Here is a 13,191-nt window from a genome sequence, read left to right on the forward strand (position 1 = left end):
CGTGGCAGCACCGGTCGTGGGTGACGAGGCCCTGCGGCAGGCGGTCGGAGAAGCCGTGATGGATCTCGACAATGGCATCGACGAGTTGGCGCTCGACGACATCCTCGTGCGGATCGCAGAGGGCCTTTACCGCCACGCCGGCGCCAGGGACACCAAGCCTGGAAAGGCCGACAAGCAGGCCGTTCTCGAGGCAACCGAATTCCTTCGCGCCAACCTCGAACGCCCGGTCGGCTCCCAGGAACTCGAGGCGGTCAGCGGGCTCGATCGCTTTACGCTGGCCCGGCAATTCCGCCGGGTTCTCGGCACCAGCCCGCATCGCTACCTCCTGATGCGCCGACTGGAGCGTGCCCGCCAGATGATCGCCAGGGGAGAAAGTCTTGCAGGCGCTGCGCTCGAAACCGGCTTTGCCGATCAGGCGCATTTCACCCGCCATTTCAAGCGCGCCTACGGCATCACGCCCGGACGCTGGGCAAGCCTCGCCATGGCAGGCTGAGCCTGTCACCAAAGCTTCATCGGGTTGTAAAGCAAGCATCACCCAACCGTCATCATAGCCGCCTATCGGGTTGCGGACTGCAGCACCGCGTGTCTCAAGACGCGCAACGGTCGCTGTGGCACGTCGAATTTGCTGCATGTCTGTCTCCTTGGATCGAGGGCGATCCAAGGAGACATGCAGAAGGCTCCAACCCAGGGTGACTTTCATGACGAAAACGCTTCTCGCCACCGCGGCTCTTTCTCTCTTGATGACGATGGCCGCCTCGGCCGAGGAAAAGTCCTTCACCGCGACCCTCAAGGGTCACGCAATCCTGCCGGCGAACACGATCATCGCCGCCCCTGCGGACGCGCCTGAGTATCTCAAGACCTCCGGCAAGTTCACCACCGCGGACCGCAAGCGCGCCGAAGCGCTCGGTACCGTTCCCGGCAAGGATGGCGTTCGCCTGACCGGCCTGTCGCTTCCCTTCGACGGCCAGCCGATGCAGGGCTTCTCCGGCATCAAGGCGATGGAAGACGGTACATTCTGGAGCCTCTCCGACAACGGCTTCGGCAGCAAGCTGAACTCAAGCGACGCCATGCTGATGCTGCATCACGTGAAGATGGACTGGGATGGCGGCAAGGTCGAAGCCCTGAAGACGCTGTTCCTGACCGACCCGGACAAGAAGGCCCCCTTCCCGATCGTCATGGAAGGCTCCGACAAGCGTTATCTCACTGGCGCTGACTTCGACGTCGAATCGATCCAGCCGGTCACCGACGGCTTCTGGGTTGGCGAAGAATTCGGGCCCTACATCCTCAAGTTCGACCTCGACGGCAAACTGACGGACGTGATCGCGACCACGGTCGATGGCAAGCCGGTGCTTTCGCCCGACAATCCGACGCTGACGCTGCAGGGCGATCCATCGAAGAAGACGCCCGCTTTCAACCTGAAGCGTTCCGGCGGCTATGAAGGCATGGCGCTTTCCAAGGACGGCAGCAAGCTCTACGGCCTGCTCGAAGGCCCGATCTGGACCGACAGCGAAACGGTCGAGCAGACCGATGGCCGCCCCGCGCTGCGCATCATCGAACTCGATGTTGCGAGCAAAGCCTGGACCGGCCGCAGCTGGCTCTATCCGCTGGCGGAAGGTGGTGAGGCGATCGGCGACTTCAACATGCTCGACGACAAGACCGCGCTGGTGATCGAGCGTGACAATGGCGCTGGCACGGTCGACAAGGCCTGCGCCGATCCGAAGGACCCGAAGCCGGACTGCTTCGCAACGGGCTCCAAGGTCAAACGCATCTACAAGATCGCCTTCGACGACAGCAATGTCGGCAAGGCGGTGCGCAAGATCGGCTACATCGACCTCTTGAAGATCGCCGACCCGGACAACAGGAAGCGCCAGGGCGGCGGCGAGGGCTTCTACGACATGCCTTTCGTCACCATCGAGAACGTCGACCGCGTCGATGAGACCCATATTATCGTCGGCAACGACAACAACCTGCCGTTCTCGGCCGGTCGCTCGCTCGACAAGGCCGACGACAACGAGTTCGTGCTGCTCGAAGTCGGCGACTTCCTGAAGGCCGAATAATCAAAAAATGGCGCGCGAACCGAAGTTCGCGCGCCCTGCCCGTTCGATCCGGGATTTTCTTCAGCTCAGCTTTCGAAGTGGAAGGCGAGCCGCTTGCCGGTGAGCTTGCCAAGCTGTTGCAGGCGCCCATCCAGTCGTTCGCCGGAAAACTCTGAGTAGGCGGCCGGAACCACGATTTCCAGATCCACGTCCGGCAGAGACGATTTGCGGAACGTCAGGTTCCGCGCAACGCCGGGCATCGATGCCGAGAAGAGATAGGCGACACGCAAGAGGCCGCCGAGCAGCTTCGCCAGCTCCAGCAGGCGCGGCGTGGTGATCCCGGCAAGCGCGTTCGTCGCGCCGTCATCATTCAGGCCTTCGAAGCGGTAGTAGTTGGAAAGCGCGATATAGGCGCGGCCGGCGTGGGTGATTCCTGAGAAGGTCGAGTGGGCGATGATGTTCAGCGCCTGCAGGCCGCGATAATCCGGATGCGCGCGCCAGCTGATATCGGCGAGCAGGCAGGCGGCCTGGCGATACCGGCTTTCCTCTTCCGTCTCCTCGATCCCGAAGAACGGCACCATGCGGCCGGTCCAGTCGGCCAGTTCACGGGCGTGCTCGGGCGAGCGGGCCCGCAGGATGGCAATCTCGTTCGCCGCCGTCAGCAACGGATCCTGGGCGCGTTCCTCGTCCTTGAGCAACGAGAACAGATAGCCTTCGCGCACGCCGAGCGCCGAGAAGGAAATCCGCTCCGGCTTCATGATCGACAGCGCCTCCTGCATGGCGATCGCGCCAAAGGGCAGAAGGCTGCGGCGGCTCTTCGAGATCGTCGAATAGGCCGAGGGTTTGATGTTCTTCGGCTCGATCACTTCCGGCAGCAGCGCCATCGCCTCGTCATAGGAAATCTCGTAGCCCTGCATCATGTGCAGCGGATAGTCGCGGATCTCCATGTGCAGCTTGGCGATCGAGCGCCAGGTGCCGCCGACGGCATAGAAGGTACGCCCGGTGCCGGTCTTCAGCACCGGCGAATTCTTCATGAACTTGCGCACCCAGGTACGCGCTTTCGTCAACGAGCCGTTGCTGTGTTCGAACAGACGAATGCCGCCGAGCGGCAGGGTGATGCCCTTGCCGATCTTCGTGCCGGAGACGTCGACGAGTTCCAGGGAGCCGCCGCCAAGGTCGCCAACGACACCATCTGGATCGTGATAGCCGCTGACGATGCCCATCGCGGAGTAATAGGCCTCCTCCTCGCCTGTGAGGATGCGGACCTTGTGACCGAGGATCGCCTCCGCCTTCTCGATGAAGGCCGGGCCGTTGCTCGCTTCACGTGCGGCGGCCGTCGCCAGCACATACATCGACGTCGCACGCGCCTGCTTGGAGAGCGCGTGGAAGCGATGCAGCGCCTTCAGCGCGCGCTCGACGCTTTCTTCGTCCATTCGTCCGGTGGCATCGATGCCCTTGCCGAGACCGCACATCACCTTTTCGTTGAACAGCATGGCCGGCGAACGGCTCAGGCCTTCATAGACGACAAGGCGGATGGAGTTCGAACCGATATCGATAACAGAAACCGGGCGGATGCCGGGCAGACGCCCCTGCGCTTCAGACTCGACCATGCAATTCCAGTTTATTTGTGCCAGCCGCTTTTCCAGCCGGCTATGAGCTTCGGTGCGCTGGACTTCAGGGCCTCACCCCGGCCGGAGAGGCTGGGATTGGTCATGAAATAGTGCTGTGCGTTGAAAGGCTCGGCGTCCTTGCCGACTTCCATCCGGCGAGACGTGCCATCAGGAAGAATTTCGTAGCTCTGCTGGTTGTCGATGAGATTGCCCAGCATGATCTGCGACAGAACCTGTTCGTGCACAGTCCGGTTGATGAGAGGCACGAGCGTCTCGACCCGCCGGTCCAGATTGCGCGGCATCATATCCGCCGAGCCGATATAGACAAGGGCATTTTCCGATGGAAGCCCATGGCCGTTGCCGAAGCAGAATATGCGGGAATGTTCGAGGAAACGGCCGACGATGGACTTGACGCGAATATTGTCGGACAGACCCGGGACCTGCGGACGCAGGCAGCAGATGCCGCGCACCACGAGATCGATCTCGACGCCGGCGCGGCTCGCCTTGTAGAGCGCATCGATGATTTCCGGATCAACGAGCGAATTCATCTTCATCCAGATCGCTGCCGGGCGGCCGGCCTTGGCATGCTCAATCTCTTCGTCGACGTGCCTGAGGATACGCGGGCGCAGGGTGTGCGGCGAGACGGCGAGCTTCATGCCCGCTTCCGGCTCGCCATAACCGGTGATGAAATTGAAGATGTTCGCCATGTCGTGGGCGATCACCGGGTTGCAGGTGAAGAACGACAGGTCGGTGTAGATCTTCGCCGTTACCGGATGGTAGTTGCCGGTGCCGAGGTGGCAGTAGGTCCTGAGCTTGCCCTCTTCGCGCCGGACCACCATCGACATCTTGGCATGGGTCTTCAATTCGATGAAGCCGAAGACGACCTGCACGCCGGCGCGTTCGAGGTCGCGCGCCCAGCGGATGTTGGCTTCTTCGTCGAAACGGGCCTTGAGCTCGACCAGGGCCGTCACCGACTTGCCGGCCTCGGCCGCGTCGATCAGCGCGCGCACGATCGGGCTGTCGTTGGAAGTCCGGTAGAGCGTCTGCTTGATGGCGACGACGTCCGGGTCGCGCGCCGCCTGCAACAGGAACTGCACGACGACGTCGAAGGATTCATAGGGGTGGTGGACCACCATGTCCTTTTCGCGGATCGCGGCCAGGCAATCGCCGGCATGTTCGCGCACGCGCTCGGGAAAACGCGGATTGTAGGGCTCGAAGCGCAGGTCGTCGCGCGGCGCCTTGGTGATCTCCGAGAGCGTGTTGAGCGCCAGGAGCCCCGGCAGAACGGCGATGCGGTTTTCCGGAACGCCAAGTTCCTGCACGACGAACTGGCGCAGTGACGCCGGCATCTCCGAATCCGTCTCGATGCGGATCACCGAACCGCGGCGACGGCGCTTCAACGCCGTTTCGAAGAAGCGTACCAGGTCTTCGGCTTCTTCCTCCACCTCGATATCGCTGTCGCGGATGATGCGGAACGTACCGGAACCCTTGACCTCGTAGCCGGGAAACAGCCTGTCGATGAACTGGCTGACGACGTCTTCAAGCGTGATGTAGCGGATGACATTCTTGACGTCGGGCAACCGGATGAAGCGATCGAGCGCCACCGGCAGGCGCAAGAGCGCGGTCATCGGCTCGCGGCCGGTCTTGCTGACGAGCTGCAGACCCATCGAGAAGCCGAGGTTTGGAATGAACGGGAACGGATGGGCCGGGTCGATCGAGAGCGGCGTCAGCACCGGGAAGATCGACTGGTCGAACTCGTTGGCAAGCCAGCTCCTGTCCTGCGCCGACAGTGATGCCGGACGCACGATCAGGATGTCTTCCTTGGCGAGATACTGCTGGAGGACGGCCAGCGAGGCCTGCTGTTCCATCTGCAGGTTGTCGATTTCCTTGAGGATGTCTTCGAGCTGCTCGACCGGGGTCTTGCCGTCGGGCGAACGCATGGAAAGTCCCTGGCGCACCTGGCCTTCCAGACCCGCGACGCGCACCATGAAGAACTCGTCGAGATTGGCGGCTGAGATCGACAGAAAGCGGATGCGCTCCAACAGCGGATGTGCGGTGTTCAGCGTCTCTTCAAGCACCCGACGATTGAACTGCAGCCAGGAGAACTCGCGATTGATGAAGCGCTGCGGGCTGGCCAGCAGATCGACATCCTCCACCGCTGCCTGGTTTTCGTTCACCGCCGATACCGCGTTGTCCATGCTCATCCGATCCCATTGCTCCGGTTGCACCGGCTATCTCAGTTTGACGACGGTTCTGTGACAGTCAATCGGAACGCCGCTGATTCCCCAGTTCTTCGAGAACTTCCGAAGCGAGCGCCCGGCTGAGCTTGGTGCTACGGGAAAGCGCCAGATGGTCGATGCGTTCGACGATCGTCTGCGCCGCCTCGAGCGACCGCTCCATGCGCTGAACGATGTAACCCACAAGCCGCTCGTCGACGAAGAGCTGGCGGTCGGCGAAGAGCTTGATCAGCACCTGCGTCAGCAACTCGTCATCCGGCTCGCCGATCTCGACGACGGTCGCAGCCTTGAGGCGAGAACGCAGATCCGGCAGGGTCACCGGCCAGGACATCGGCCAGAGCCGGGTCGTCATCAACAGACCGGTGCCATGCTGGCGCACATTGTTGATGACGTGGAACAGCGTCGTGTCGTCAAAGCCGCTGCGGTCGGCGTCCTCGAAGAGAACAGGCCGTTCCGCCGCGATGACGGCAGCATCGGAGCCGGCGAGCGGGTGGATGACCTCAGCCCCTGCCCGCTCCTTCCAGATGCTGGCGAGGTGCGATTTGCCCGAGCCGACCGGCCCGGCGATGATGACCACCGGCGAGGGCCACTCCGGCCAATGGTCGACGATGGCGATCGCCGCGCTCAGTCTGTCGGAGACGAGCAAGTCTTCACGGCCCGTCGCCGGGTCGTGGCCGAAGGCCAGGGGGATTTGTTCAAATGGGCGTTTTGTCATGCTGTACTCGGGACAATCGTCGGAAATCAGGCGGCCTTGTCGCTCTTCGCCTTCTTTTCCACTGCCTTGCCGTGCCCGTGATAGAGATCGCTATCAAGGTACCGCTGGATGCCGAAGCGGACAAGCACACCAATGGCCGCTGCCGCCGGCACCGCCACCAGCAGGCCGACGAAGCCGAAGAGAGCGCCGAAGGCGAGCAGGGCAAACATCAGCCAGACCGGATGCAGGCCGACGCTCTTACCGACCAGCTTCGGCTGGAGGATGTTGCCCTCCATGAACTGGCCGCTGAAGAAGACGGCAAGGACAAGGCCGATCCAGAGATAGTCCGGCCAGAACTGCACCAGGGCGACGCCAACGGCAATCACGAGGCCGACCATCGAGCCGACATAGGGGATGAAGCTGATCATGCCGGCGAAGAGGCCGATCAGCAGGCCGAAATTGAGGCCGACCAAAGACAGGCCGATACCGTAGTAGAGGCCGAGAATGACGCAGAGCGAGCCCTGACCGCGCACGAAACCGGCGATCGTCGCGTTCATGTCGCGGGCGATCTGGCGCACATCCGAGACGTAGTCGCGCGGCACCCAACTGTCGACCTTCTCCACCATCCGGTCCCAGTCGAGCAGGATGTAGAAGGCGACGACGGGCGTCACGACGAGCAGCGAAATGACGTCGAGCAGTGCCACGCCGGAGTTCCAGATCTGCTGGAAGAGCGTGCCGACGAAGGCCGCCGCCTGCTCCAACAGCTTGCCTGAACTCTGCTTGATCGACGGCATCTGGCTCGCCAGCCAATCGGGAATGAGCCGCGTCTGCGCTTCATTGACGAGCACCTGCAACTTGGATGCATAGCCGGGAATGTTCGCAATGAAGTCCGAAGCCTGGCTGACGACCACGGGAATGATGATCATCAGCGCCAGCACGAAGACGACGACGAAGCCGATCAGAATGACGACCGTCGCCATCAGGCGACTGAGGCCGAGGCGCTCGAGACGATCGGCCACCGGATCGAGGAAATAGGCAAGCGCCATGCCGGCAAGGAACGGCAGCAGGATCGAGCTGAAGACCATGAGGAAGGCAATGAAGGCGCCAAGCACCAGCAGCCAGAAGATGACCTGGCGCTGCAATCCGGAACCGCTGACCTTGATATCCATGACACTCCCTTAGACCACGATCATCTTGGGTCGGATCGATCCAAAATCATAAACGTGGTCGTTTCTCATCAGCGAAAGCGGGATGCGGGCGGGCAACCGCACACTCTTCCTCATCTCGCTCTCGCGCGCTGCACGCGCCGAACGCGTATCACAACCCTTTAGAGGAGATAGGGGGCGGCGCGGGCGCCGGTCAAGTCCAACCGGGCGGCACCGCGCGGTTTGGAGCCATGCTGTTCCGCTTCTACCGTGGGATATGGGCAAAATGTTGAAAAAACGCCGCCAATGCATGCTCTCGGCTTGCACTCCCTTGCCTGCCGTGCCAATCGCATCCGCAAAATACCTGTCGCACGACGAGCCTTGGAGAACGAGCATGAGCCAGTCGGGAAAGAACGGCCTCACCTATAGCGACGCGGGCGTGGATATCGACGCCGGTAACCTGATGGTCGAGAAGATCAAGCCGCATGTGCGCTCGACGCGGCGCCCCGGCGCCGATGGCGAAATCGGCGGCTTCGGCGGCCTGTTCGACCTGAAGGCAGCAGGCTTCACCGACCCGGTTCTGGTTGCCGCAAATGACGGCGTCGGAACCAAGCTCAAGATCGCGATCGACGCCAACAAGCATGACACCGTCGGCATCGACCTGGTCGCCATGTGCGTCAACGACCTGGTGGTCCAGGGCGCCGAGCCGCTGTTCTTCCTCGACTACTTCGCGACCGGCAAGCTCGACCCGGACCAGGGTGCGGCCATCGTCGCCGGCATTGCCAGCGGCTGCCGCGAAGCGGGCTGTGCGCTGATCGGCGGCGAGACCGCCGAAATGCCGGGCATGTATTCCGGCGGTGATTATGACCTCGCGGGCTTTGCTGTCGGCGCTGCCGAACGCGGCCAGTTGCTGCCGGCCGGCGACATCTCCGAAGGCGACGTCATCCTCGGCCTCGCCTCGTCGGGCGTCCACTCCAACGGCTACTCGCTGGTGCGCAAGATCGTCGCGCTCTCGGGCCTTGCCTGGGATGCCCCTGCCCCGTTCGGCGAAGGAACGCTTGCCGATCTCCTGATGACGCCGACGCGCATTTATGTGAAGCCGCTCCTGAAGGCGATCCGCGAAACCGGTTCGATCAAGGCGCTTGCCCACATCACCGGCGGCGGCTTCCCCGAAAACATTCCGCGCGTGCTGCCGAAGCATCTCGCTGCCGAGATCGACCTCGACGCGATCAAGGCTCCGAAGGTCTTCTCCTGGCTCGCCCAGACCGGTGGCGTTGCCGCCAATGAAATGCTGCGCACCTTCAATTGCGGCGTCGGCATGATCGCCGTCGTTCCGGCCGACAAGGCTGCAGAGGTCGCTTCTGTGCTGACCGGCGAAGGCGAAACCGTCTTTACCCTCGGCCGCATGGTCGCCCGCGACGACGGTGCCGCCGGCACGATCTACAAGGGCAACCTCGCTCTATGACGACTGAGGTCTCGACGGGCAAGAAGCGGGTCGTCGTCTTCATTTCGGGCGGCGGCTCCAACATGCTGGCGCTGGCGAAAGCGGCAGCCGAGCCGGGCTTCCCGGCCGAAATCGTCGCCGTCATCGCCGACAAGGCGGATGCCGGCGGCCTCGCCAAGGCGGCGGCACTGGGCATTCCGACACGCAGCTTCCTGCGCAAGGATTTCGACAGCAAGGACGCCCACGAGGCAGCAATCCTTGCCGAACTCGACCGCCTGTCGCCCGACATCATCTGCCTGGCCGGATACATGCGGCTGCTGTCGGCAACCTTTATCCAGCGCCATGAAGGACGGATCCTCAACATCCATCCCTCGCTGCTGCCGCTTTTCCCCGGCCTGCACACCCATCAGCGCGCCATCGACGCCGGCATGAAAGTTGCCGGCTGCACGGTGCATTTCGTCACCGAAGGGATGGACGAAGGCCCGATCCTGGCGCAGGCGGTGGTTCCAGTTGTACCCGGCGACACATCGGAAAGCCTTGCGGCGCGGGTACTGACCGTCGAGCACCGCACCTATCCGATGGCGCTTCGGCTGATGGCCGAGGGCAAGGTGCGCATGGAAGGCGGCCGCGCGGTGAGCCAGAGCGCTGCCGAAGCGAGCGCTACGCTGATCTCGCCGGCGGCCTGACTAAATCAAATCGTCACTTCGCCGACGCCAGCCGGCGATCGAGGGCATCAAGCACGCGCCGTGTCAGCGCCGGATAGTCCTCGTCGAAATGGTGACCACCGTCGATCCCAATGACGTCGACGCCTGTGCCCTTCAATTCGGGGCAGGCATCATCCTCTTCGTCCATTCCGTAAATGCACTGCACAAGCGCCGGATCGATGCGCTTGATGTCGTCGAGCGGATCACCGCCCTTGCCATCGCCTTCCGCGCCCAGCCAGCCGAGCACCGAGACCTTGTAGTCGACCATGTGCGACAGCGCCATCAGCGTCACCTGGCGCACATGCGCCTTTTCGCCCGACGGCAGCAGGTTGAAGGTTCGAGGCAGGACATCGGCACCGAAGGAATAGCCGATCAGCAGAACGTTGCGGACGTTCCAGTGCTTGCGGTAGTAGCTCATCACCTTGGCGAGATCGTCCGCCGTCACCTGGGGATCGCGCTCCGACCAGAAATAATGCAGTGAATCGAAACCGACGACCGGAACACCCTGCTGCTGGAGGACGTCGCCGACCTCCTTGTCGATGTCACGCCAGCCGCCGTCACCCGAATAGATCACCGCCATCGTATCGCGCGTCGGCTTGGCGTCGAGAATGGTCAGCGGCAGGCCGAACGGATTGCCGGCGTCGCTCTCGCTGTCGATGATGTCAGTGAGGTGGCCGGACAAGGTCGTGAAGGCGTCATCGTCGCTGTCCTCCTGATCGACATCCGGGTGTTTCGCGATGAGCGCGGCCACATGCGAACGGCCATCTGCGGAGGCTTCCGGCGAGAAGACGACGGAGACCGGGTCCGGCAAGGGTCCGTCGGTCAAGCCGTAGACCATGCGGTCGCCTTTCTTCACCTTCTCGGCCGGCGTGCAGAGCTGCTTCTTGAGGGCTATCCCCTCTTCCGGGTCCACCGCCAGCGTCTGGCCGATTGTGGCCGGTGGCGTCTGGGCGGCAATCGCGAGCGCCATGGCGCCACCGGCGCCGACACCGGCGACGATGGGCAGTTGGTATGAATCGCTGCCGATGGCGCGCTGTACCTGCTGGCTCAGCGACTCGATGTCGGAGACCATGTAGATGCAGTCGCCGTCATCCTTGGCGAGCGACGCGAGGTAGGCCTTGAGATCGACACCGATCACAACGGTCTTGTCACTTGTGAGCGTATCGGCAACGGCCTGCTCCTTGTCCGTCCAGCCACCAGCATCCGAAAGCAGCACGACGAGTGCGGCCGCCTTTTCCTTGGGGAGCATGATGCGCGGCGACGGGATCATCCCGGTATCGTAGCTCTTCGGCGCGTCTTCCGCGAGAGCGGGAAGAATGGAAGCCGAAAGCAGCAGCGCCGCCGAGGTGAGACATTTCCAGGCGTTCGCGACACGGATCATTTCTTCACCACTCCTTTGAGACCGCCGCCGATCAGGAATGTCGCATCCATCAAGGCGAGGATCGGATTGATGCCGCCACTGGCGACAAGATACCGCGGTTGCCACTGCGGATGAAACTTCGATTTGAAGGCACGCAAACCCTTGAAGTTGTAGAAGCGCTCGCCGTGTTCGAAGAAGGTACGGCCGGCCCGGTCCCACACCGGCGCAATCTGGCGCGTCGACATGCCTGAAAGTGGCGCCATGCCGAGATTGAAGGCACGAAAGCCTTCCGCCTTCAGGTATTCCATAACTTGGGCGAAAAGAAAGTCCATCGCCCCTTTCGGCGCATCCGGCGAGAAGCGCATCAGATCGACGGTGCCCTCTTCCTTCGTCGCAGTCACCAGAATGTTGGCGAAGGCGACGATGCGACCGCCGCTGGTCAGGATGGCTACCGGCTGCTCGGTCAGATAGTCGGGATCGAAGGCGCCTAGCGAGAAACCTTTTTCCTTGGCATTGTGGTGCGCAAGCCAGGCATCGGACACTTCCGTCAGGTCCGCCATGATCCCCGGAACATCCGCCGGCGACACGACGCGAAACTCAAGACCGTCACGTTGAGCGCGGCTGACCTGTTGCCGCAGGTTCGCCCATTTACCGCCCTTCATCTCGAAGCGAGCGAGATCGACGCGCGCCAGTTCGCCGAGCCGGAAGGCGCGCAGCCCCGCATCGGCGTAATAGGCGAGCCCTTCGGGCGAGACCTGGTAGAAGACCGCCCGGCAACCGGCGGCACGCGCCTTCTCGATGAAATGCCAGATCAATTCCGGCCAGGCGTCGATCGGGCCGACCGGATCAAAGAGTGCGATCCACGAACGGGCCCGCTGACCGTACATGATGAAGGCCCGCCGATCGGCCGAGAACAGGATGCTCTTGTCGCCCATGCGCACCAGATTGGCGTCGGACATGTTCTGTGCCTCGACGATCGCCAAAGCCCGTTCCATCGCGTCGTTGGAGGCGGGTTCGGCCGACCCTGCAGCAGGCCGCATCAGGCTCCAGATCGCAAGCATGCTGGCGCCGATGGTCACGCCCAAGAGCGCCCGCAGCCCACGCGGCGCCTCGGCCGAGAATTCGAACTGCCACCAGAGTTCGTGGCTGTATTCGACATCGCGGTAGACGAAGAGCAGGACGACCAGTCCGCCCAGGCAGATGACCCCGAGCGCCGTGAGCCACGGTATGGTGAGCGCCTGACCGAAGAGCGAAGCCGGCCGAACGAACAGGCGCCGGCTGACGAGCAGCCCCAGCAGGAAGAAGGCGAGCATGCCTGCCTCCACCACCGCGATCGCCTTGATCAGCGACAGCAGCAGGGCGGCGATGGCAATCACGATCGATGCCCACCAGGCCCCATCGAGCCGCAGAGCAAGTCCGCGCGAGACGACGACGAGCGCCAGCCCGAGCAGGCTCGCGAGGAAATGCGCCCCCTCGACGATCGGCAGGGGCAGAAGACTTTCGAGAAATGCCAGATTTTCGTCCGGGGTGGGCGTCACGCTCGACAGCACGAGCATGATCGCCAGCACGATGCCGAGCGTCGCCAACAGCAGCGGCGTCATCCGCCCGCCAATACGCCGGACGCTGGAGGCGACGGGATGGCCGGCAAGCTGGCGAAGCTCGATACCAATGACGACGGCGATCGCGATTACCAGCGGCAGCACGTGATAGATCACGCGATAAAGCACCAGCGCGCCGAGAATGGTGTCGACATCGGTGTTGTGGCCGAGCGTCGCAATGATGATCGTCTCGAACACCCCGAGACCAGCCGGAACGTGGCTGAGGACACCGACGCCGACGGCCAGCGAGTAGACTGCAAGGAAAGCCGGCCAGCCGATGGTTCCGGCCGGCAGGAGCACGTAGAGCACGGTCGCCGAAGCGGCCAGATCGAGCGCCGTCACCAGGAACTGGCGCGAGACCGT

Annotated in this window: 10 protein-coding genes; 4 read left to right on the top strand and 6 right to left on the bottom strand. The window is 63.0% G+C overall.

Annotation, left to right across the window (positions count from 1 at the left end):
* Positions 1–493 (top strand): AraC family transcriptional regulator (locus I8N66_RS18560; protein ID WP_291156403.1); only part of this gene is annotated, 493 nt, incomplete at its 5' end.
* 205 nt (positions 494–698) lie between these two features.
* A complete protein-coding gene (locus I8N66_RS18565; protein WP_291156405.1) occupies positions 699–2,057 on the top strand; it encodes an esterase-like activity of phytase family protein in 1,359 nt (452 codons plus the stop codon).
* A 65-nt stretch (positions 2,058–2,122) separates the two neighbouring features.
* Here I8N66_RS18565 and ppx read toward each other — a convergent pair whose 3' ends face one another.
* The 4 genes from ppx to I8N66_RS18585 all read right to left on the bottom strand — a co-directional run bounded on the left by ppx (position 2,123) and on the right by I8N66_RS18585 (position 7,746).
* The gene (ppx, locus tag I8N66_RS18570) at positions 2,123–3,646 is read right to left on the bottom strand and encodes an exopolyphosphatase (RefSeq protein ID WP_113536880.1); all 1,524 of its coding nucleotides are present in this window, start codon (positions 3,644–3,646) and stop codon (positions 2,123–2,125) included.
* A gap of 11 nt (positions 3,647–3,657) precedes the next feature.
* Positions 3,658–5,844 carry an RNA degradosome polyphosphate kinase gene (locus I8N66_RS18575; protein ID WP_291156478.1) on the bottom strand — a complete coding sequence of 729 codons (2,187 nt, stop codon included), beginning with the start codon at positions 5,842–5,844 and terminating at the stop codon, positions 3,658–3,660.
* A 64-nt stretch (positions 5,845–5,908) separates the two neighbouring features.
* A complete protein-coding gene (hdaA, locus tag I8N66_RS18580; protein ID WP_291156410.1) occupies positions 5,909–6,598 on the bottom strand; it encodes a DnaA regulatory inactivator HdaA in 690 nt (229 codons plus the stop codon).
* Between the two features lie 26 nt (positions 6,599–6,624).
* Positions 6,625–7,746, bottom strand: coding sequence for an AI-2E family transporter (locus I8N66_RS18585; protein ID WP_113536878.1), 1,122 nt, complete (start codon positions 7,744–7,746; stop codon positions 6,625–6,627).
* A gap of 370 nt (positions 7,747–8,116) precedes the next feature.
* Between I8N66_RS18585 and purM the strand changes: the two genes are divergently transcribed.
* Together purM and purN are read left to right on the top strand one after the other, a co-directional pair.
* Positions 8,117–9,187, top strand: a complete 1,071-nt coding sequence (gene purM, locus I8N66_RS18590; RefSeq protein ID WP_113536877.1) for a phosphoribosylformylglycinamidine cyclo-ligase — start codon at positions 8,117–8,119, stop codon at positions 9,185–9,187.
* Positions 9,184–9,852, top strand: a complete 669-nt coding sequence (purN, locus tag I8N66_RS18595) for a phosphoribosylglycinamide formyltransferase (RefSeq protein ID WP_113536876.1) — start codon at positions 9,184–9,186, stop codon at positions 9,850–9,852. The genes purM and purN overlap by 4 nt, the downstream gene beginning before the upstream one ends.
* 13 nt (positions 9,853–9,865) lie before the next feature.
* Here purN and I8N66_RS18600 read toward each other — a convergent pair whose 3' ends face one another.
* Together I8N66_RS18600 and mprF are read right to left on the bottom strand one after the other, a co-directional pair.
* Positions 9,866–11,251, bottom strand: coding sequence for an AcvB/VirJ family lysyl-phosphatidylglycerol hydrolase (locus I8N66_RS18600; RefSeq protein WP_113536875.1), 1,386 nt, complete (start codon positions 11,249–11,251; stop codon positions 9,866–9,868).
* Positions 11,248–13,191, bottom strand: a 1,944-nt coding sequence (mprF, locus tag I8N66_RS18605) for a bifunctional lysylphosphatidylglycerol flippase/synthetase MprF (protein ID WP_291156419.1), incomplete at its 5' end; no start/stop codon positions are given. The genes I8N66_RS18600 and mprF, both read right to left, overlap by 4 nt.

Origin of the sequence: Ensifer sp. SSB1, from assembly GCF_016652895.1 — a bacterium.
In the GTDB taxonomy this organism is placed as follows: Bacteria; Pseudomonadota; Alphaproteobacteria; order Rhizobiales; family Rhizobiaceae; genus Ensifer.